Here is a 21,351-nt window from a genome sequence, read left to right as displayed (position 1 = left end):
TGCTAACGCTCCGGGATCAAAACGGGGGGAATTGTCACCGTGAGGTCAGGGAGTTCAGCTGACCAGGCTTCCACCTCGACGAGCGCGTGCTGCGCGGTTGTCGCCTGTGACAGGCTTGAGGACGGCCTGTCGGCTGTGAGGACATTTGGATTCCCGTGCCTGCAAAAGGATGGGTCATTCGGTGCCGGGTCATACCAAGCTCCGGCTGAAAGCTGTACAACGCCGCGCCGTAGAGAAGGACTGATAGCCAAACCGGCTAGACAACTTCCCCGGTCATTCCGCACGAGAACAACCTGTCCGTTTTCAAGGCCGCGGGCTGCCGCGTCATCCGGGTTCATTCGTAGGGGTTCTCGCCCCTGGATCTTGGATTTCTGGCTTGTGGCCCCTACATCGAGTTGACTGTGGAGTTTTGTCTTCGGCTGGTTGGCAATGAGGTGCAGTGGATAGTCGCCTGGGGAGCCAAGCCATTCGTCAGGTTCGATCCACACGGGGTGGCCCGGGCAATCGGCATAGCCAAAACCGGCAATTGTCGAGGAGAATATTTCGATCTTTCCACTCGGTGTTCCGAGCGGGTACTTCCCGGGATCCTGACGGTAGTCCGAGAGCAAAATTTGGCTAGGTTCAATAACGGGGATCTCGATCTTTTCTGAGTCCCAGAATGTGTCGAAATCAACCACGTTGACGCCTCGTTCGCCAAGCTCGCTACTCCATTGTCCGTACAGGTGGCGGAGCCAACCCATCGTGTCACGTTTCTCCGTGAACGCGTCAGCTGTTCCAAGCTTGGCTGCAATTGCGGTGAAAATATCATAATCATCGCGGGCACTGCCGGCAGGTTCAGTCAGTGCATGCATCGGGAAAAACGTGGGGTCACTTCGGCCCGCTCCGTAGTCGTTTCGCTCCATCGACATGGTTGCCGGGAGCACGATGTCGGCATGGCGTGCTGTGCTGGTCCAGAACTGTTCATTCACGATGACAGTAGCTGGTTGGGCCCATGCCTTCCGGAATCGTGCCAAGTCCTGATGGTGATGGAATGGGTTACCGCCGGCCCAGTAAATCAACTCGATCTCTGGCAGGGTGATTCGCTTGCCGTTGAAATCTATCTGGCTTCCCGGATTGAGCAACATGTCGGCTATCCGGGCCACAGGAATATACGAAGTCTCGGGATTCCAGCCCTGGGGAAATGAAGGCGCACCGGCGACACGCAGGGGTAGTCCCACATCTGCGGAGGACCCGTAACCGTGCTGGAATCCTCCACCAGGCAACCCGATCTGTCCTAGCATCGCGGCGAGGGTCACCCCAAGCCATATTGGCTGCTCACCGTGCTGTTGCCGCTGCATGGACCAGCTCAAATTGATCATGGTCCGTGATTCAGCCATGTCACGTGCGAGTTCAGTAATTCGAATCGCCGGAATCCGCGTCCGCTTTTCAGCCCAGCTTGGATTTTTTGGAACACCGTCGACATCCCCACGAAGGTACGGCAGGAATTCACTAAGACCGACACAGTACCGGGCGAGGAACTTCTCGTCGGCGAGTTTTTCATCGTCCAGCACATACGCAAGGGCCAGCATTAGGGCGGCGTCGCTTCCAGGCAGCGGCGCGATCCACTCTGCACCGGCTTCCTTGTAGGTGTCGTCGCCTATCGGCGTCACGTCAATGAAGCGGCACCCGCGAGCTACTGCTTTCCGGATTGCGGCCCTTGCGACATGGCGCCCGACTCCTCCAGGAGCAATTGCGCTGTTCTTCTCGGAAATTCCCCCGAAAGCAATGAAGAGTTCTGTGTTCTCACTCACCACTTCCCAAGAGGTTGCCCCAGCCATGACCTGATAGGGCGAGGCAGCGATGATGTGCGGCAGAAGCACACCCGAGGCACCGTAGCTGTAGTCCGTTACGCCGGAAACATAGCCTCCCAACGAGTTCAAGAATCGGTGGATCTGACTTTGGGCGTGATGAAATCTGCCGGCGCTGGCCCAGCCATATGAACATCCGTACACAGCGGAAGGGCCTTTTTCGGAGTAGACACGCCCCAGTTCTGCACTGGCCAATTCAATTGCACGATCCCAGGAAACTTCAACAAAGGGTTCATTTCCCCGGCCAGACCCGCTTCCGGGCCCACGTTCCAGCCAGCCAGCACGAATGGCAGGGCGCAGGATACGAGTGGGGTGGTGTTGTGCAGAGGCCATGTTGTCCAAGAGGTCACTGGGGTCGGGGTCTTGGGACCAAGGTCTGACAGAGAGCAGAGCTTTCCCGTCACTTTCGGCTTCGAAGGCTCCCCAGTGTGTCAAATGCGTGCGCATGCGGCAGTTTCCCTTGGATGCTGTTCTGATGACCGTTGGCCACTCTTGTGGTCAGCATGTCCGTTTACCGGACCGCTGGTCAAGCGTTCAACTCGATTGGACCAACATGACGGTTCTTCCGGGTCTCACGCAGAACCTGCCTCAGTGTCAGATGAGGGAACGGAAAATGTCCCAACCGGTTCCAATGGTTTCGTCAGTAGGAACGAACCCGCTGTACTTGAGCAGGTCTCCGTCCCGGTTGATGGCAATGGTGTCGTTTCGGGTCACCGTGTGCCCCCAATGGATTGCCTCGCCCAGGTTGTGGGTGTAGCTACCAACACCGATGATCTCGGACATCACCTCCCAGCCAGGGCCCCAGGTACCGGCCCCTTCCCAGCCTCCTTGGCCATTGGAACGGTATTCGTGCATATAGCCGGTGTAATCACGTCCGAGGATGTCGACATTACCGTCACCGCTTAAATCGCCGGGGGAAATGATCTTGTCAAAGACCTGCCACCCAGTGCCCACAACGTGCGGTTGCTTCCAGCCGCCGTCGCCATCGCCTGGGTACAGATGGAGGTCACCTTCAGCGTCGCGGGCGAGCACATCGTTGATGGCGTCTCCGTCGAAATCGCCCGGGCCCACGATGGCGTCGAAAATGTTCCAGCCCGTGCCGACGACAGATCTTTTCAACCAGCCCCCATGGCCATCGCCCGGGTACAGATACAGGTCTCCCCGTGCGTCTCGGGCGACGATGTCGTTATTGCCGTCGCCGTCGAAATCGCCGGGTGAGAACACGATGTTGAAGACGTCCCATCCAATACCAACAAGCCTGGGTTCATCCCATTGCGCTGTCTCGTAGCTTGGGCATGTTCCCGCATCGCAGGCTCCCAGACCATAGGTATAAGTGCGTGGATAGAGGACCAGGTCGCCGTCGTCCGTTCGACCCAGCAGCTCGAAGTTTCCCCGCCCGGTCCAACCCATGGCCCGGTTGGAGGCTGCAATTGGCGCGGTCTCCTTACTGTGCAGCAGGGTGTTTTCATCGCCCCGTAGGGAGTCACCGCATTGTGGCTTTTCCGGAGTCGTGGCGTAGACGTTGAAGGAGAGGCGATTCCCGCGGTCTTCAGGCAGAATTTTGAGCGGTTCGACCTGACGTTCGGGAGGAAGAGGTGTTCCATTACTGAGCCATTCGATCGTGTAGCCGGCAGGCGCTGCCTCAGTCTTATCGCAGCCAGAGAATTCCGCTGGAGCACCCATTCGAAGCTCTGACCCTACGTACGGCATTCCAATCAGGGAGACGATTCCATCCATATCAATATGGTGGAGGGGGAGAGTATCTGCCGCCGCTGCCGGCGCAGCGCCACCACCAGCCGCGGTGGTGACAAACAATGCAGCGGTGACGCCGGCACTCGCCAACGACACCGCCTGCACAGCGGCAAGAACTCGTTTGCTCAGTGATGAGGAGATCATTTCGGCAGCGTAACAGGTAGCGTGGCTACGGCCTTGGACGAAAGACGAGTACTGACTACTCGTGCACCAAGACTGCCTGGTGGTCTTTACTAAATGCAGCGGATCCCAAATAACTGCCAATGACCCCCCAACGTTTGGCGGTTGGTGCCCAAGGGTTCCGTCGGCCTGGACCGGACAACTGCAGCCAATGCAGATGTCCGGCCCTTAGCCTAGCCACGACGGCATTAGACACCGAACTACGAACCGGCCGGGTTGCCACTATCGCAAGGATTTCGCGGACCATGGGAACTACCCTGCTGCCGCATAGCCGAAAAGTGGGAACGACTCCGTGAAGGAGCCTCTGGCCAGGATCACATCGGCCCGGCCGTTGGAGAGTGCATCAACGGTGGCAAACCGCTGGAAGACCCGCACAGGATCGTCAGAGCTGAGCACCGTAACGCCGGATCCAAGCCGGATGCGGGAGGTCTCAACGGATGGTATTTGGATGGGAACGAGCTGGCGCTAAACCGTGGCGCGTCGCGCCACGTTGTAGAAGCGGATGTTCTCGTATTCTTCGAGGCCTTCGGCGCTTCCTTCACGTCCGAGACCTGATTGCTTGACGCCTCCGAAGGGGGCGGCTGCGTTGGAGGGGACGCCTTGGTTGATGCCGACGATTCCTGTCTGGAGACTGTCGGCGACATTAAGGGCACGGTCCAGGTTCTCAGTGAAGACGTAACCGGCGAGGCCGAATTCTGTGGCGTTGGCACGGTCAATTACTTCGGCCTCGGAGCTGAAGCGCTGTATCGCGGCGATGGGGCCGAAAATCTCGGACTGGGCGACGTCGGAATCTTCCGTAACGCGGTCCAGGACGGTCGGGGCGAAGAAGTTGCCTACGGAATCGTATCCGTGGCCGCCGGTGAGCAGTGTGGCGCCCAGGGCCACGGCGTTCTCGGTGTAGCCCTGCATTTGAGCGACCGCACGGTCCTCGATCAGCGCACCGAGTCCTGTCTGCTGTCCGAGGCCGCTTCCCACCGCGACCTGGGCGAAGCGTTCGGTGAGCGCTGCTACAAAGTCATCCGCTATTGCGTCCTGGACGTAGATTCGGTTGGCTCCAATGCAGGACTGGCCGCCATTTCGCAGTTTTGCGGCAAACGTTCCATCCACTGCCCGCTGCAGATCGGCGTCGTTGAAGACGATGAGCGGAGCGTTGCCGCCAAGCTCCATTGAGCTGCGAAGTACGTTCTGGGACGCAAGCTTCAGGAGCTGCCGGCCCACCGGCGTCGATCCTGTGAAAGAAACCTTCCTGACCCTGGGATCGAGGAGGACGGCTTCGCTGAAAGCACCGGACTTTGAGGTGGTGATGACCTGGATCAGTTCTTCAGGCACTCCTGCCTCGACGGCGAGTTGTACGGCAAAGTACGTCGTGAGGGGAGTGAGGGTTGCCGGCTTGATAACTACGGGGCATCCTGCCGCCAAGGCGGGTGCGATTTTTCGGGTAGCCATGGCCAGTGGGAAATTCCATGGCGTGATCAGTACCGCCAGGCCGACGGGGGAGCGGCGTGTCAGCAGGCTCGCGCCACCATCCGGCGTTTCGCGGAAGTTCCCTGCGGGACGCACCGCTTCCTCGGCGTACCAGCGAACAAAGTCGGTGCCGTATTTGACCTCGCCGCGTGCCTCTGCCAGCGGCTTGCCCATTTCGCGGGAAATCAGGTGAGCAAGATCTTCAGTGTGGGCAACGAGCTTGTCGTACCAGGCGTGCAGCACGCTGGCGCGCTGGCGAAGGGTGCTCTTGGACCAGGCCGTTCCAGCCTTGTCCGCCGTAGCAACAGCTTCCAGTGCGGTCTGAACATCGGCGTCGGGGACATGGGCTATGGTTTCGCCTGTCGCAGGGTCCTGGACTGCGATGCCGGAGGTGGGAAGGCTGATGGATTGGATGACGGCATCCGCGTGTTGGAGGCTGGCGGGGTCTCCCGGAATCAGGGATGTAGCGACGTCGGATATGAGGCTCATCGGTTCTCTCTTTCGGTAGTGACGGTTGGCTCCCAGACCCTGGCGTTGGCAAGGACGCGGCGGAGTGGAGCATGCCTGAAGCAAATGTAGCCACGGAAAAGAGTAAACAAAAGCGAATCTTTTTGACGTTTATCTGTAAGCGGTTCTTACATGAGGACAGTCTGCAGCGCTTGGGCTATTGCTTCCCGCACGGCTATCAGGGAAGCGCTGCGCTCAGAGCCGGACCGAACCAGGAACTGGATGCTGCGCTGTTGATCTGCCGGCAGCCAGGAACTAGGCGTAATAAGGCTGCCGGCTTCACGCACCACCATGTCAGGCAGGAAGGCAGCGGCCAGACCCTGTTCAACCATGCGGAGGTGGAAAAGTAGGTCCGAAGAAACATAGGCGATAACCGGCTCGATGCCTAGCTCGCGGCAGACCCGCATGGCCCATTGTGAGGAGGCTGTGTGGAGTGGCTCTGCTACCCAACGTAGCTCCTTGAGATCGTCAAAGTCAGCGAACTCCAGGCCATGGGGGAGGTAGCCGCGGATGGGGTCCTGGCCGATCAGCGTGGTGTGCACTCCTCCGGGCGGAGTCAGTGTAGTCCCAGGAAACGCATCGCTGACCACGGCATCGACCTGCCGCGAGATTAGCTGGACCACCGCCCGCTCGGGATCCTCGCGTCGCAACCTGACGTCGAGACCGGGATAATTTCGGGCAAGCTCCGCCAGCGCAAAAGGCACCACGCTGCGGCTGATAGTGCTGAATGCCGCTATGGTCACAACCCCTTGGGGCCGTTCATGGGAGGTCGCAAGATCAGCCTCAGCGCGCTCCATCGCGGCCAGTATTGCCTCCGTATTGCGCACGAGTTCCTCGCCTGCCGGGGTGAGTCGGACATTGCGCCCCACCCGTTCGAGAAGGACGACACCAGTCTCTTTTTCCAACAAGCCAAGCTGCTGCGAGATGGCGGAGTGGCTGTAGGAAAGTTCGCGGGCGGCGGCACTCATGCTGCCATGCAGCTTGACTTCCCTGAGGAGGGTGAGGCGATGGAGGTCGAGCATGCTGGTACCTGCCTGATTGCTGACGGATGCGTTTAGCGGCGCACAGACCCAGCGGCGCGACTGGGTGTGCTCCCCATCCAATCAAACCAGTTGGGGCGACATTCGAGGATACGAGTAGATGCGGCAGATGGAGATGCCGGAGTGCGCGTGCCCCATCGGAATCGGGAAGAACGCGGTGGACATTGGTTCGCCGTGTGGATGGATCCAGGAAGTGCCGCCTGCTGTCTCATCCCCGTTGAGTAAACGTCCGGATCCGGCCTCAGCCACCCCGGCTATTTCCTGCACGCTTTCCATGCCAACGTTCGATTCCCCGTCGATGGCGGCGAAAGCGATTTTGAACCCGCGGCCAATCGCCGCGAACTCATCGGACCCGAGTTGGCGGATTATCCCGTAAGCGCACGTGCCGGTGGGGTCGGTTCCGATGGCTGTCACACGCGTAGCGGTCATTCGAACATTCGAAAAAACGAGGTCGATCTGCGGCTGTTGATCGGTGAGGAAGAACCCGCGCTGTTGGCCGCCGGAGTGGGCAGTGTCGCTAAGAATCGGATCGGCGCGGGCGAGGAGGTCGTAAGCGTCAGTCAGTGCTTGGAGGTCCTCGGCGCTCCCGGAATCAACGCCGAACGGCGATACGCCGAGGGCGCCGAATTCGCCGATCGCTTCAAAGATCTGCCCGACTCCCGTAACGTCGCGCCGCATTTCCGGGATGAACAATCCCTTGGACGCCGCAAGGAAGTTGCCGAAGATTGTCCTGCTGTCTCCGAAATAGAGATCGGGTGCCAGAAGGTCGATGGAGGGCGCGCACGCCTGCCAGATGTCGGCGACGTGGGGGAGTGGCCCACCACTTGGATAGATGCCGGGACGCTGTCCACCAGCAACAGCAAAACCCGGAAGGTCGACGTCGATATCGCTGTCCAGCCAGGCGTTGACGAACAACGGAAGGGCAGAATGCTGCCGGCCGGCATCAGCGACACGTTCGATGTGGCTTGCGATTCCGTACGCCATGAAGGCCTCGTCAGAGCGGTCGGGAGAGGGAAGTACTTCCGGCCACACGGTGATATCGGCGCCCAGTGCTTCTGTTGGTCGGCCTGCCAGGGCATCAACCACAGACTGTGGCACTGGTTTGGTGAACGCAGCATTGGCCTGACAAGAATGATCCCGTGATGCGCCAAGGAGGCCAACCTCGTTCTCCACCTGCACCATGAGGACGGTTCTGTGATCGCCGTCGATCAGCTCGACGTGGCGCATCAGCATGGCAAACGCCGTGGCATCCAACGACTCCTCGGTAAAGGGAGAAAGCGTGTCAGTGAGACGCCCATCCGCGAGAACGCAACGCGTAAAGCGGGTCCAGTCGCGCTTGACCCAGGCAGGGGCGTAGGTGGAGGCCCCATTCTTCCAGGCCCCGAACCAGAGGATGATCAACCGCAATCCAGCACTGCGGGTGGACTCAATCAAGCTCGTGACGTGGTCCAGTTCAAAGCTGCCCTCGCTGGGCTCGACGGTCTCCCACGACACCGGCGCCAGGACTGTGTTCGCGCCAACACTGCGGGCCGACTCCAGTCCAACCTGGAGTGCTGCACCAGACGAACTGGACGAGTTATGCAGTTCGACGCCGCGGACCAGGAAGGGGGAGCCGTCAACGATGAGTCGTGCCCGTCCAGTCGATCTATCCAGCGCCGGAACATGCGTCGAGCTCAACTTCACGTCGACAAGTACTTCGGTTGACACGATTCGGACCTCCATTGGTGAAATTGTGGCAAGTGCACGGTTTTAGAATAGCAGAGCACGGTAACTTTTCTAAAAATGTAGCGCATGCACTGTTTTTGAGCTAACGTCTTCCTTGTCGGACCTTCGTCCCCATGCAAAGGAGCATCGCAAATGGCAATAACTTCCTCAGCCCCAGGCCAATCCCAGGACGCTGCGGCGGCCCCACGACTAGGGCGACTGGGGCCGCTTCTCTTCCTGGCGCACGCCGGCTGGATGCTTCCGTTCAGTGCCGCCGGTGCGCTTATCCCCGCCCTCATGGCCCAGATAGATCCGGATCAAAAGGTCGCACTCTATGCCACGCTGGCATCGGCTGGCTCGATCGCCAGCATGATAGCGACGATCGTCTTTGGCGCCCTGTCCGATCGGACGCGTACCCGTTTCGGACGGCGAAATCCGTGGATTGCAAGCGGGGGTATCCTCCTCGGCCTTGCCGCCACGATGATGTCGTTCACGAGCGAGTTCGCCGTCCTGGTCATTCTCTGGGTTGTGTTCCAGATCGGGCTTGCTGTCGTCCTCGCGCCGCTGTTCGCTGTGCTGCCCGAGCGGGTGAGCGCCAAGAACCTTGGGAAGGCCTCCACCCTCATCGGACTCGGTCAGCTCCTGGCGCAGAGTCTGGGCGCAATCGTTGGTGGCGCTTACATCACCATGCCGAGGGAGGGACTTCGTTGGCTGCCGTGGCTCATTGCGGTGGCGATGATCGTCTTCGTCCTCCTCTCGCGTGAGAAGGACAACCGCGACGTCGTACGCGAACCTCTGTCCGTCGGCGCACTGTTGCGCGGCTTCGTTCCTCCAAGGGACCGGGATTTCCTCCTTGCCCTGGTCGGTCGCTTCCTTCTTCTCCTGTCGTTCATGATGGTCTTGCTGTACCAGCTCTTCGTCCTCACGGACTACATCGGACTCGATATTGCTGAGGCGGGCGGCGTTATTGGGACAGGCGGCGTGATCATGGCCGTCTCTTCAGGAATCGCCACGCTGATCTCGGGCCCGCTCTCGGATAGGATCAGGCGGCGCAAACCAATCGTCATCGCCGCTTCGTTGGTTTTCGCCGCAGCTGAACTTCCGCTCGTCTTTGCCGCGGACCTTAGTGCCTTCTACCTGTTCCTTGCCGTCGGGGGTTTTGCCTATGGAATGTATATCGCCGTTGACCAGGCATTGCTCGCTGAAGTTCTCCCGGACGCCGAGAACCAAGGCAAGGACATGGGCATTCTGAACATTGCCAATACTGGACCCCAGATCATTGCTCCGATCGTTGCCGGGATAGTCGTATCGATCGCAGGATTCCAGCTGGTGTTCGGGATGGCGGTTGCGCTTGCGGTACTGGCGGCCGTGGTACTGGTTCCGATTCGCCGCGTCCGATGACGACAGACGGGGGGTCTGCCACCTGGTTGACCCCCCGGTCCGCGTAGCATTGCCACGTGACTACTTCCGCTACGCCAACCCCCAAAAGAGCTACGCGCGGCAGCTACGCAAAAACGGAAGCCCGCCGTCGGCAAATCATCGAAGCCGCCACCGTCGAGTTCGCCACCCGCGGTTACACAGGTGGCTCTCTCCGGGAAATCGCAAAGGCCCTTTCGTTAAGCTTCACAGGCTTGATGCACCATTTTCCGAGCAAGGAACTGCTCCTCGAAGCCGTGCTTGAGCACGCGGACCAGTTAGCTGCCAGCGAGTTCGAACGCCGTCGACTTGCCGACGGCCTCCTCGAAGCGATCCTTTGGCTGGCTGAATATAACCTTGGGCATCCCCAGCTACTACGTCTCCTGGCCGTCCTCAGTGCAGAGGCATCATCACCGGGGCACCCAGCGCATGAATGGTTCACAACCCGTTATGCAAACCTCCGCCAGTCTTTCACTGCTCATATTCGCGAGGATCAAGCTAAAGGACTCATCGATACAAGCTGTAACGCTGAGCTCGCCGCTGCCTCCATCGTAGCCAGCTGGGACGGGACCCAGCTTCAGTGGCTTATTGATCCAAGCTTTGACATGATGCCCGCCTTCCGCCACTCAATCCGGAGCGCAGTACACGGCGTGGGGTAAAGCCCATCTCGAGGAATTCCCGAATGGGTCAGCCACTGGTCCCGGTGGCATCATGGGCCGCGCCAACAGGTTTGGACTCCGGCGATCCCCGTTGGCGAAGGTAAATGGAAAGGACCACCATGGATCCCACTGCAAGGAACTCCGACTGCCAGTTCTGCAGGGTACGGTTCCAAAAGTCAGGTGATACCAGGTACTCAGCCCAGGAAAGGGGCTCTTGGAAGTTGCGCAGTTGCTCTTCGTTGAAGGCGACGTGACCTGCGATGGACTGGACCAGCCAGGACAGGATAAAAATCAGTCCCATCGTTCCGGCCAGCGAGTTCGAGAATACCGTCAGGCGCCAATCTTTGGCCTTGGCCCATGCGGGGGACTTGGCGTTGGCGTGCTCACCCACGAGTTGTTCCTGGTCGGATTCCAAGCCGGGCTTGTCCAGCTCTTTTGATTCCGGCGACCCCTTCTGAAGCAGCCAGATGGTGGCTGTGATGTAGAGGAGAAACTGCAGGTACTCGGATTGCCAGTTTTCTGACACGTCAACCGCGAAGCTGGAAGACGTGATGTATTGGACGAAGGTGATTTCATCAAGGCCGGCAGTGAGTTGGTCTTCGTTGAAGATGGCCTGTCCCGTAATGGCCTGACCCGCCAATGCGAGGATGAAGATCAGACCGAAAAATAGACTTAATCCGTTGTTCCTCAAGGCTTTTTTCACGTCGCGCCCTATCCGTGAACCAGTCCAACGGCGGCCAGGTAGGCAAGACCACCGAAGATGAGAATGAGATAGAGAGTAAAGGTGACACGCATTGCTATCTGCCTCCTACTTCACAGGAATACGGGGTTTCCTCCCTTGGAGTGCATCCGGCAGCAGTGACGCGCCAACTTGAGCCGGAAACAGCTACGAAAACGGCATCCCCCTCGAACTGCACCAGTGCTTCCCGCCCATAGGCTTCGGTTTTGACCACTTCTCCGGGGGTTCGAAGATGTACGGACGCCAAGTGGGTCTGGCAGTCGGCGCCGTCCTGCTGTCCAGCCTCTTCCCGGATTGTAGGCTGGAGCAAATCACAAGCAGCAGCCCAGTCTGAGGCATTGACGGCACGATGGAAATCCTCGGCGACCTTCGTTGCGCCGGTTGTATCTACGGCGCAACCTGTCGCAGCCAGGAGGAGAAGGGTGGCGGGGATTATTCTGCGCATGCGCCCCAGCTTAAGAGACTGGACCAGGCAACCGTAGCTTCGACATGCGCCCATGCGTTCCTCCCCGCCACCGACACTAAGCAACCTGATGATCTGGTATGGCTTTAGTGTAAACCCAGGAACTGCTTAGCTACTCGCGGTGCAGGAACTCCACTTCTGCGAGGTTGGTGTTGCCGCCGTGTTCGTCGAGCACCCTGACCTGGGCGTAGTCGGCCCGCTGGGGAAGGGTGAAGGCGTACCAGTCAGCTGCCGCCATTCCAGCAATGGTCAGGAATGTCTGCCACGTGGCGCCGCCATCGTTGGATCCTTGGACAACTGTTCCATTTCCGCGGGCCACAAAACCGGTTCGCGGGTAGACACGGACGATGTCGGCGGTGATGCGTGTCGCGTCGGTGGGCCTTACCGTCACCCAGCCATTCGCCGTCGTGGTGTCCGTGTACGTGGCGGTGTTGTGATCGAACATCTTCCAGGCGTTCCCTTGCGTTGTGCCTGTTCCGGGCCATGCCCGGGTGGAGGCATTCACCCATCCTTGAACTACCGGAACCCGCTGTATTGCGGTGTTCCACAGGGCAAGCCGGCTGTTATCGGTGGTGGCTGTGAGCGTGGTCCCGGTCTTACCGGACACGGTCTGATAGTCCACGGTGAACTGCACGTCGCGGCCGTATCCGACGTCGTTGGGCAGTTGCGCGGTGGCCTTCCAGTTGATCGCATCGGCGGATGTGGCGATCGCAGGTTGTCCCTCGACGACCACCTTCAGCTCGGACAGAGGTTCTTTTGCGACGGCGACGAACGTCACCGTGTCGCCGTTGGTCGCCAGACTCTTATCCGCATTGGAGGTGGAGATGGACAACGAGGAAATAGCCATTGCCATCTCGTGGCGTTCCCCTTGGATATGGAACTCGCTGAAGGAGGAGATGCCGGGGTATGCGGGATCGGTAGCCACGCCGGGGTGGTCCACCTGGACTTTGAAGTAGCGGAAAGTTTGCGCCGCGACATCTACCCGCACAGGAATGGTTTCCATGGCAAAACCACTGGCCGTTGTATCGGTGGTTTCACGTTCGGTCAACAGGGTCCAGGTTCGTCCGTCGCGGGAGCCATAGACATTTGCCCCTTGGGAACGATTGGCGAAGTTGTACCGGGCCTGAAGGCCGAAGGAATTCGCTGAAACCTGGAAGCCTTGTCCGAAGTCGACGGTGAACGGTGCGCGCAGGTCTCCAGTGGTGGTGTCGAAGTTTCCATCCAGCAGGTTCCTGGGCTGAACGGTTGCGGGGTCGGTGGTGACGAGTCCGCGGTAGTCGATGGATCCGTCGCTCGCCAGCCGGGGTGTCAGGAGTTTGAGTGCCTTGACAGCATCCTGGAGACGAACGAGCTGATCGAGGAAGCCGGCGTCGTCGGTCGCGTCCATGGCGGAGCGGACCTCGGCCCGAACCTTTTCAAAGGCCGAAAAGGACGGCGTTTCATAAACGGCATTCCGATCGAAACCCGCTAACGCGGTGTCGACGGCGGCCTGCCGGTTCGCTGCAATGATCACTTTTGCGGGACGCGTGGCTACGGACGTACCGTCATCTGCAGTGACCTGGAACGAGTATTGGCCAGCTGCTGTGATTGGTGTGGCCCACGTGAGTTGGCCTGTGGCGGGATCCAGCCCGGCACCGGCCGGCAGACCGACAGCGGAGTATTGGAGTGCATCGCCGCCAGCATCGGTTGCAGCGAGCGAGCGTGAGAGTTCTGCCCCTGCCAGACCGATGAGGGGAGTGGTGGTGTCCTGTGAAAACTGCGGAATGGTCAGTTGCGTCTTGGCCTCGAGGTTCACGTAGTCAAAGTCGACCTGTGTATCCTCAGCTCCGCTCATCACGGTGAAGTACGCCAGGTTCTCGCCGCCAAGGCTCATGCCAGTAAGCTTCTCAGCGTCAACGTCATAGGTGACGTAGCGCCACTGACCGTGGGTATCGGGAAGGGGCACGGATAAGCGGTTTGCAGGGTCCTTACCGATGGCCAGGGTTGCGGGGCCGTTGGTGCGGAACTGGACGCCCACCGGGCTGTAGCCGCTTCGGCTGACGTACATGAGGGTTCGCACTGCGATGGTGCGGCCTGTGCCGATTGCGTTGACCTGGACATACGTCCGTCCGTCTTCGTTCAGGACCTTGAGCTTCTTACCATCCGTTGCCGAGCTGCGGGTCTCCATCTGAACTTTGGCATCCGTGGCGACGGGCCGGGCCTGGCCGGCAACTGAGGGCGGCAGGGACAGCCAGAACTCGGGGCTGTAGTCGGGGTTGCTTTCCCAGGAGTTGTACGCGCCGACGCCCCAGAAGAACTTTGGCCCGTCTGCCTTGGCGTGCAGTTCGGCGACATAGGGCGCCTCACGTTCAACATCCACTCCGAGCTGGTACTTGTAGACGTTGTAGAGCTCATCAATGGGGTTGTACATGCGGCCGCGGTATGCCTCGGAGAGTCGGCCCGGTCCACCGGTGGTATCGATCCAGGGAGTGTCGTAGCCGAGCATGTAGCCAGTGAAAGCGTTCGCGGCCATGAGCAGGCGGTTACCAAGGAATTTATACGGCGAGACCGCATTGGGAGCGCTGGAGACTGTGCCGGCAGTCGGATCGACTTTCGTGCCCTGGATTGTCAGGAACCGCGCGATTGCACCTGTGGTGTTGATGCCGTCCCAGGCGTGGGCTTGGTCGCGGCCCATCTCCTGGTGCTGAACGAAGGAATAGCCATAGGGATTCAGGGGATCGTCGGCCGATATGAGGGGGAACTGGGCTGCGATGGAGCCGTTCTGCTCCGGACGGGACGTGGAAGCGTTGACCGTGTACCACTCGACGGCCTCGGAGTAGCGATCCCGGTTTCCAGTGAAGATGTATCCCGCGATGGAACCGACCAGGGGATACGTGTGTTGGTTCAGATAGCGCCAGTTGGTGTGCAGGAAAGTTTCCGTCATCGGCACGATGAGATTGCTGCTGAGTTTGCTCGTGTCCTGGTCATGCCAGCTCAGGTCGTAGGCCGTGTAGCTGTCCGGGACACTGCTTGATCGGAAGATCTCGGCTGCCGCGACAAGCCTGTAGAGCGGGACGCCGGAGTGGATATGCGCGTCCGGATAGTAGACGTACTTGGAGGGGTCCATATTGCTCCACGTCCGGATAATGCGCATGCCGTTTTCCCGGTACACGGGATCACCGGTGATGACGTAGAGGGTGGCCTGCGTATACGCCCCGAACGCGTCCCGGATGAGTTTGCTCTGTACACCTTGGGAGTTGAAGGCCGTGGTGCCCGGCTGGTCGATGATGCTGCTGGAATTTGAGGAGCGGAAATCCCGTGCTGCAAAAGACGTCTCTGCCATCGCAGCGTAGTAACTCTTCCACGGCTCAGTGCCCGCCTTAACCATGGAACGGGCGTTGCGCAGGCTATCGGCGCTCACGCCAATTCCAGGGTGGACGAAACCGCTCGCGTCCACGCTTTCGGTAATGGTCACCTCCTGCCCGGAATCGGCAATGGCCGGGGCCGCGCTGCCAAAGACGGGGATGCCGCCAGCCGGTGCAATGAGGGCAACGGCGGCGCCAAGTGCAAGCATGCGCGCCCACCGCCTCACAGTTTGAGGATGCTTCATCGGTCCTCCTGGATCGATAAGTAATGAGAGTGATGTAATGCGGTTCTGGCATAAACTCATTCGCCTTCCACCTGCGGTAGCCCAGGGGAGATGAACGGGCCAGAGGAGTATTCGACTGCGGGCCCGAATTTGCTTGTGGCTGTGGATATCGGCGGGATCCGCAAGTGTCTTCACCACCGTTCCGGCGGCAGTGAGCCTGCCGAAACGGGCCGAATGTGGGCAAGCTTAGCTGGGGAGCGGCATTCAGGCAATCGTTTTCCTGTAGCTACCCTCATGGCACTCCAGAGATCGCCAGGCCCCTTTACGCCCCGTTCACACAGCCTCTTGACAGCCCGTCATTCAGGCCGCAATATTTAGGATAACGTTTTCCTCGCTATTCCTTCCAACCTTCACCAGTACGGAACATGCCATGGCGGCATCGTCTCCCATCACTGTGAGTCATCACCTTCTAGAGTCAAGGGAGTGTGCCATGCAACAGCGCATGACCGCCCACAAAGAGAACACCTCGGACAATGCGGTCGCTGTTCCTAAAGCACGCGCCAAGCTTTCACGAAAACACCGCAGCCGCGGTTCCGGCGTCCTGCTGCTACTGGCGGCGCCGGGAATCGCCTGGTTCCTGATTTTTGCCTATGCTCCGATGGCCGGCCTGATCGTCGCCTTCAAGAATTTCGATGTCAGCAAAGGCATTTTCAACAGTCCGTGGAGCGGGCTGGATAACTTCAAGTACTTCATCGAAAGCGGGGATGCCCCCGCTATTGTGCTGAACACGCTCGTCTTGAATGTTCTGTTCCTTGCGGCAACCTTGGGAGCCGGACTTGCCCTAGCCATCATGCTCAATGAGCTGCGCGCCCGGGTGTTTAAGAAGTTCATGCAGTCTGCGATCTTTTTCCCTTACTTCGTCTCCCCAATAGTGATCAGCATCATCCTTCAGGTCATACTTGCCGGCGCAGGCGGCCACGGGGGAGCAGTCAATGACGCGCTGGGACTGTTCAACCTTCCCGAGATCAGCTGGTACACAGAACCAGGACCCTGGCCTTGGATCCTCACCATCGTGAAGGTCTGGCAGCTGGGCGGCTACATGTCGGTCATTTTCCTGGCAGCCATTACCTCTATTCCCGAGGATGTCTACGAAGCAGCAATGCTCGACGGCGCTACCCGGGCCCGGATGGCATTGTCCATCACACTGCCCCTCTTGAAACCGACCGCCGCCATCTTGATCGTTCTTGGCGTCGGAAGGATCTTCTACGGAGACTTCGGCACCATCTTTGCCATCATCGGCGACAACGGCACGCTGTTCTCCACTACGGACGTCATCGACACCTACGTTTTTCGTTCCCTCAGGACCATCGGTGACTTCGGTACCACCGCTGCGATTGGCCTGTTCCAGTCCGTGGTCGGATTCATCCTCGTTACAGCGGCAGTGCTCATCCAACGCCGCTACTCGAAAGAAAGCAGCATCCTGTGAGCACCTCCACAACACCCGCCGTGACAGCGCACAACAATCCTGTAGAGACCGAAAAGACGCCGAAACGACGACAGTCCATGTTCTCCCGGGCAGTAAACGCAACAAAGGTTTCGCGTGGCCAAGGACCCAAAAAGACCAGGCTTGAGCCCTTCACGGCTATCAGTTACGTGGGTGTCACAATTTTTGGCCTCTTTGCCTTGATCCCGTTGTGGATGATCGTGGCAGGCTCTTTGACGGAAGAGTCCACTCTTGCCCGCAGCGGATACAGCTTCTTTCCCGAACCGTTCTCGTTGGACGCATACGTTGCCATTTTCAGCGGTACGGCCCTCTTCCAAGGCTATGCGGCCACGTTGTTCATTACCTTGGTGGGCACCGCGCTGTCCCTATGTGCCACGGCGTCGTTGTCCTGGGCCATCGCCCGCCGCATGCCCCGGATCAGCAGGCCGCTAACGGTCTTCGCCTACCTTCCCATGCTCTTCTCGGGTGGTCTGGTGCCCCTGTATCTGTTGGTAACGCAGGTGCTGCAGCTTCAGAACAGCTGGTTCGCCGTCATTCTTCCGCACATGATGGCTCCGTTCCTGGTCTTCGTTGCGGTCAGCTTTTTTCGTCAGCTCCCCGAGGAAATCCTCGATTCCGCGAAGGTTGATGGCGCCGGCGAACTGAGGGTCTTCTTTGCGATCGTACTTCCGCTGTCCAAACCCATCCTGGCTGTCATTGGCTTGTTCTATGCCGTGTCCTACTGGAATGAATGGTTCACGGCCATGCTCTTCATCTCGGATCCAGAGAAGTACCCCTTGCAGCTGATGCTGCAGAACCTCATCGCCAATGTCACCAACGCCGCGATGTTGCCCGGGTCCGGCACAGTGGCCCCCATCTACCAACTCCGTCTTGCCCTGACCGTAGTGACCATCGGCCCCATCCTCCTGGCGTATCCGTTCGCGCAGCGCTACTTCGTCAAGGGCCTCACGCTTGGTGCCACCAAAGGCTAAGCAACCCCTCAAACACCATCTCTTCGTTCCAGTCCTTAGCCCCAAAACTCTTCAGCCCCACAAAGTCTCTGGCCCAACGATGCCAGCGTACAAAGGAGTGCATCATATGATCCCCAATACAGCAGTCTCCCGGCGTGGTTTCCTTGGTCTGGCCGGCGGCCTCGGCGTCGCTGCGGCGCTTACCGGCTGCGGTACGCCAGGAGCCTCCTCCACGGGCGGAGCCGTCACAGGCACGTCGGTCGCTGTCCTGCCCAGTACTGCTCCGGCTACGTGGAATGCCGTCCTGGCCAAGGTGAACAGCAAGCTCAAAAGCGATCTCGGTTTCGAGCTGGACGCCCAGTTCATTAACTGGTCCAATTACCAGCAGCAGTCCCTGCTCAAGTTCACGGCGGGGGAGAAATTCGATTCTGCCCTGCAGGCGCTTTGGCTGAACATGGCGCAACTGCAGCAGAGCGGATCGCTGGCAGATCTCACCAACGAAGTGGCCAAATACAAGAACCTCAGTGCAACGCTGCCCAAGAAACTGTTGGACTCCAACAGCTGGGACGGGAAGCTTTGGGGGATCCCGCAGGTCAACAGTGCAGCCCGCGTCCAACACTTCGTCATTCGTCAGGACATAGCCGACTCCGTTGGCTTCTCCACGATCGCAGACTTTGACCAGCTCGAGAAGTTCTTCTATGCCGTGAAGCAGAAAAACGACGGCACAGTGGCTTATGGAGCGGCTTCGAACAGTGGCTACCTTCACGCGCTGCCCGTGCCCACTGGAATGTTCAATGCCTCCTCCTGGGAGAACCCGGACACGATTGCCCGCGCCTTCAGCGGAAAGGGTATGTTCTTCCTGCTCGCCAGGGATGCGGCCAAGACGGGGTCCTCTTCGCCCAAGGCCTTTTGGGACGACGAAGGCATTGTGGACACCCTGCACCGGATCCGCAAGTACTACAACGACGGAATCATCAACGCCGACGCACTGAACACAGACGCAGCCACCCTGAAGAGCCAATGGATCGCCGGTAAGTACGCAGCTGGATGGGCAATGACCGATGGCACTGCCAGTAACTCACTCAGCACCCTGCAAAAGGCCGTCCCCAAGGCAGCGTTGGCCAACATCATGCCCCTCACAGGTGGCTTGTCCGCCAAACCGAACCAGACATTCCAAGCCGACAATCTCGTTGTGGTCAATTCCAAGGGCGGCAACGTGGACCGGACTTTGCAGCTGCAGGACTGGCTCTCCATCAAGGAAAACCACGACCTCATCACGTACGGAATTGAAGGCACAGACTGGGAACCTGCAGACGGCAACAAATTCAAACCCCTGAACGACTACGCGTTTCCGGGTTACGCGCTGTCTTGGCGGTCAAGCCTGGAGCGGAAGTCGTTGTCCATCAGTCCCACGGAAGAGAAGATCTTCGACTGGGCACAGAACTTCGACAACTTCACTCTTGACCCCTTTGCTTCCTTCATTCCGGACACCACACCCGTGAAACAGCAGGTGGCGGCCATGTCGAACGTCATCACGCAGTTTGCCAACCCGCTCTTCTACGGTGTCGTCGACGTCGATGACCAGCTGGACAAACTGAAAAAAGCAGCCGACGGTGCCGGGGTCGCGAAATTGCAGGAAGAGATGGAAAAGCAAGCCAACGCCCATCTCAAAAAGCAAGCCTGACACCCTGACTGAAACACAGATAAAGAGAAAGGCTCCTGATGCTGTCATACCGGTTGGCACTGCCCGAGTCACCGGCCACCGCCGTCGTCATCGCCATCCACGGCTTGATGGAATCTGCGGCGTGCCTTGAAGCTGCCGTTCAGCGCTGGACCACCGGGCAATGGGCAGTCCTGACGTTTGATCTTCGCGGGCACGGCAGTTCGCCGCGCTGGTCAGAACAAGAGCTTCGGGAACACCCCGGGGATGTCATGGTCAGGGATGTCCTGGTCCTCCTTGAGTTGGACGAACTGCAGGACGTGGCACAGCTCCCGGCTCTCTACTATGGGCACTCTGCCGGCGGTGGCGTTGCAGCCGCCGTTGCCGCCAGCGCTTTGGAACGGACACCTGCCCGATTCCGCCCGGTTGGTGTCCTCCTGGAAGATCCATTCTGGAGGCTGCCAGTGACGACTTTGCAGGACCGTGATGTTGCAGAAGCCGCCTACGCTCATCTCGTTGACGTTCAATCCCGCACGCCGGAAGAACGTGTGCAGATTAGGAGACGCGAGTGGCCCAACTGGAGCGAGGCCGAGATTCAGCGTAGTTGCAAGGCGCAGGAGGATTGCGATCCAAACCTGGTGCGCAACGGCAACGTCATTCCGAGCACGCCATGGCCGGAGTTGCTGGCGTCATTCACGGCATCTGGCGTTCCTACGCTGATTATCACTGGCACCGTCAGAACCGGGATCACGCCGCAGCACCAGCAGATCGCCCGAACCGCAGGCACCGCGATTGAGGTATTCGACGGCGCGTCCCATTTCATCCGGCGCGATATGGAAGACAGATTCATGGACACCGCAACCAGCTTTTTCGCGAAGTCCCTGGAGGGGAAGGGCAAGCATCGGGCAAAGCCCGTCGCCATGGCAGTCATGGCACCGCCTGAACTCTTCTCCAAGCTCTTCTCGTCGGCCGCGATGAGCGTCTTGGACCGGTTGGTGGACCTTCGCGGGCCGGTCTTCGAAGACTTCTCGACGTCGGACGCCCGGGCAGCGCTTGCCGGGACTGAAGTCCTCATTACCGGATGGGGTTGCCCGAAAATCGATGGGGACGTCCTTTCCGCAGCCCCCAAACTGCGTGCCATCATCCATGCCGGTGGGGTCATCGCGGGAAACATAGTGCCGCTTCCCGCAGGCAGGAAAATTTCCGGTTCCAATGCTGGTGAGGCGAATGGCCGTCCCGTCGCGGAGTACACGCTGGCCATGATCCTGCTGGCCAACAAACAAGCCTTCGAAAGCGCCCGCATGTACGGGGAACGCCGCACACCGATAGACCGCGAACAGGAATTTCCCCGAGCGGGAAACTACCAGAAAACGGTGGGTCTGGTGGGGGCTTCCCGCATCGGCCGCCAGGTCGCCAAACTGCTCCGGCCGTTCGAACTCGACATAGTGATTCATGACCCCTATCTGGATGAGGCCGAAGCAGCCGCCCTGGGCGTGACGCCGCTTCCACTGCAGGCACTGATGACCCGGAGCGACATTGTGTCCCTGCATGTTCCCGTCACGCCGGAAACGACAGGGATGATCGGGGCCGCCGAACTGGCCTCAATGAAGGATGGCGCCACCCTCATCAACACGGCCAGAGGCGAGGTCCTGGACCAGGCAGCCCTCGAAAAAGAGCTGGCCAGCGGACGGATCAACGCGATCCTCGATGTGGCAGTGCCGGACGTGTTGCCACCGGAGCATCCTTTTTATGAGTTGCCCAACGTAATGCTCACACCGCACATCGCTGGTTCCATGGGCACCGAACTGCTCCGCATGGGGGACCACGTGGTGGCCGAAATGGAACGGTACGTCAAGGGAGAGCCGTTCGCCTACCCGGAAGAGCTTTCCTAGCATGGA

14 protein-coding genes and 1 pseudogene are annotated in these 21,351 nt (G+C 59.5%); 6 read left to right on the top strand and 9 right to left on the bottom strand.

The annotated features are described in order from the left end of the window. Positions 1-2: 2 nt before the first annotated feature. From ACTAQJ_RS04360 to ACTAQJ_RS04335, 6 genes and pseudogenes are all read right to left on the bottom strand, one after another. Complete coding sequence (locus ACTAQJ_RS04360) at positions 3-2,294, bottom strand: molybdopterin-dependent oxidoreductase (RefSeq protein ID WP_498700984.1); 2,292 nt, start codon at positions 2,292-2,294, stop codon at positions 3-5. 147 nt (positions 2,295-2,441) lie between these two features. Further along, entirely contained in the window at positions 2,442-3,743 is a 1,302-nt protein-coding gene (locus ACTAQJ_RS04355) for an FG-GAP repeat domain-containing protein (protein ID WP_498700982.1), read from the bottom strand. 303 nt (positions 3,744-4,046) lie between these two features. Further along, positions 4,047-4,217: pseudogene (locus tag ACTAQJ_RS04350) on the bottom strand (LLM class flavin-dependent oxidoreductase); the annotation flags it as partial. Positions 4,218-4,244: 27 nt separating this feature from the next. After that, the gene (locus ACTAQJ_RS04345) at positions 4,245-5,732 is read right to left on the bottom strand and encodes an NAD-dependent succinate-semialdehyde dehydrogenase (RefSeq protein ID WP_498700980.1); all 1,488 of its coding nucleotides are present in this window, start codon (positions 5,730-5,732) and stop codon (positions 4,245-4,247) included. 146 nt (positions 5,733-5,878) lie between these two features. Continuing rightward, complete coding sequence (locus tag ACTAQJ_RS04340; protein WP_498700978.1) at positions 5,879-6,772, bottom strand: LysR family transcriptional regulator; 894 nt, start codon at positions 6,770-6,772, stop codon at positions 5,879-5,881. A gap of 81 nt (positions 6,773-6,853) precedes the next feature. Beyond that, positions 6,854-8,497, bottom strand: a complete 1,644-nt coding sequence (locus ACTAQJ_RS04335) for a DUF5597 domain-containing protein (RefSeq protein WP_498700976.1) — start codon at positions 8,495-8,497, stop codon at positions 6,854-6,856. 150 nt (positions 8,498-8,647) lie between these two features. On the opposite strand from ACTAQJ_RS04335, the gene ACTAQJ_RS04330 reads away from it, so the two are divergent. Next, positions 8,648-9,895, top strand: coding sequence for an MFS transporter (locus ACTAQJ_RS04330; protein ID WP_498700974.1), 1,248 nt, complete (start codon positions 8,648-8,650; stop codon positions 9,893-9,895). 56 nt (positions 9,896-9,951) lie between these two features. After that, positions 9,952-10,569 (top strand): TetR/AcrR family transcriptional regulator, encoded by a 618-nt coding sequence (locus ACTAQJ_RS04325; RefSeq protein WP_498700972.1) that lies wholly within the window; start codon positions 9,952-9,954, stop codon positions 10,567-10,569. 28 nt (positions 10,570-10,597) lie between these two features. Here the strand turns inward: ACTAQJ_RS04325 and ACTAQJ_RS04320 are convergent, their stop codons facing one another. From ACTAQJ_RS04320 to ACTAQJ_RS04310, 3 genes are all read right to left on the bottom strand, one after another. Further along, complete coding sequence (locus ACTAQJ_RS04320) at positions 10,598-11,272, bottom strand: DUF6766 family protein (protein WP_431115092.1); 675 nt, start codon at positions 11,270-11,272, stop codon at positions 10,598-10,600. A 94-nt stretch (positions 11,273-11,366) separates the two neighbouring features. Next, the gene (locus ACTAQJ_RS04315) at positions 11,367-11,753 is read right to left on the bottom strand and encodes a hypothetical protein (protein ID WP_498700970.1); all 387 of its coding nucleotides are present in this window, start codon (positions 11,751-11,753) and stop codon (positions 11,367-11,369) included. A 130-nt stretch (positions 11,754-11,883) separates the two neighbouring features. Then, entirely contained in the window at positions 11,884-15,360 is a 3,477-nt protein-coding gene (locus ACTAQJ_RS04310) for a putative Ig domain-containing protein (protein ID WP_498700968.1), read from the bottom strand. A gap of 469 nt (positions 15,361-15,829) precedes the next feature. Between ACTAQJ_RS04310 and ACTAQJ_RS04305 the strand changes: the two genes are divergently transcribed. From ACTAQJ_RS04305 to ACTAQJ_RS04290, 4 genes are all read left to right on the top strand, one after another. Continuing rightward, positions 15,830-16,825, top strand: a complete 996-nt coding sequence (locus ACTAQJ_RS04305) for an ABC transporter permease (RefSeq protein WP_431115095.1) — start codon at positions 15,830-15,832, stop codon at positions 16,823-16,825. Next, complete coding sequence (locus ACTAQJ_RS04300) at positions 16,822-17,814, top strand: carbohydrate ABC transporter permease (RefSeq protein ID WP_431115096.1); 993 nt, start codon at positions 16,822-16,824, stop codon at positions 17,812-17,814. The genes ACTAQJ_RS04305 and ACTAQJ_RS04300 overlap by 4 nt, the downstream gene beginning before the upstream one ends. A 106-nt stretch (positions 17,815-17,920) precedes the next feature. Beyond that, positions 17,921-19,477 carry a DUF3502 domain-containing protein gene (locus ACTAQJ_RS04295; protein ID WP_498700967.1) on the top strand — a complete coding sequence of 519 codons (1,557 nt, stop codon included), beginning with the start codon at positions 17,921-17,923 and terminating at the stop codon, positions 19,475-19,477. A gap of 38 nt (positions 19,478-19,515) precedes the next feature. After that, positions 19,516-21,345: an alpha/beta fold hydrolase gene (locus tag ACTAQJ_RS04290; RefSeq protein ID WP_498700965.1), complete on the top strand. Its 1,830-nt coding sequence runs from the start codon at positions 19,516-19,518 to the stop codon at positions 21,343-21,345. Positions 21,346-21,351 lie beyond the last annotated feature (6 nt).

Source organism: Arthrobacter sp. alpha11c, assembly GCF_054149985.1.
The sequence above is the reverse complement of the archived record's forward strand: the minus strand, read 5'-3'. Positions and strand labels throughout refer to the sequence as shown.

Excerpts from the sequence above, each read along its gene's own strand:
- ACTAQJ_RS04355 (WP_498700982.1), bottom strand. The coding sequence starts at position 3,743 with ATGATCTCCTCATCACTGAGCAAACGAGTTCTTGCCGCTGTGCAGGCG.
- ACTAQJ_RS04360 (WP_498700984.1), bottom strand. The coding sequence starts at position 2,294 with ATGCGCACGCATTTGACACACTGGGGAGCCTTCGAAGCCGAAAGTGAC.
- ACTAQJ_RS04310 (WP_498700968.1), bottom strand. The coding sequence starts at position 15,360 with ATGAAGCATCCTCAAACTGTGAGGCGGTGGGCGCGCATGCTTGCACTT.
- ACTAQJ_RS04330 (WP_498700974.1), top strand. The coding sequence starts at position 8,648 with ATGGCAATAACTTCCTCAGCCCCAGGCCAATCCCAGGACGCTGCGGCG.
- ACTAQJ_RS04315 (WP_498700970.1), bottom strand. The coding sequence starts at position 11,753 with ATGCGCAGAATAATCCCCGCCACCCTTCTCCTCCTGGCTGCGACAGGT.
- ACTAQJ_RS04295 (WP_498700967.1), top strand. The coding sequence starts at position 17,921 with ATGATCCCCAATACAGCAGTCTCCCGGCGTGGTTTCCTTGGTCTGGCC.
- ACTAQJ_RS04345 (WP_498700980.1), bottom strand. The coding sequence starts at position 5,732 with ATGAGCCTCATATCCGACGTCGCTACATCCCTGATTCCGGGAGACCCC.
- ACTAQJ_RS04290 (WP_498700965.1), top strand. The coding sequence starts at position 19,516 with ATGCTGTCATACCGGTTGGCACTGCCCGAGTCACCGGCCACCGCCGTC.
- ACTAQJ_RS04340 (WP_498700978.1), bottom strand. The coding sequence starts at position 6,772 with ATGCTCGACCTCCATCGCCTCACCCTCCTCAGGGAAGTCAAGCTGCAT.
- ACTAQJ_RS04305 (WP_431115095.1), top strand. The coding sequence starts at position 15,830 with ATGCAACAGCGCATGACCGCCCACAAAGAGAACACCTCGGACAATGCG.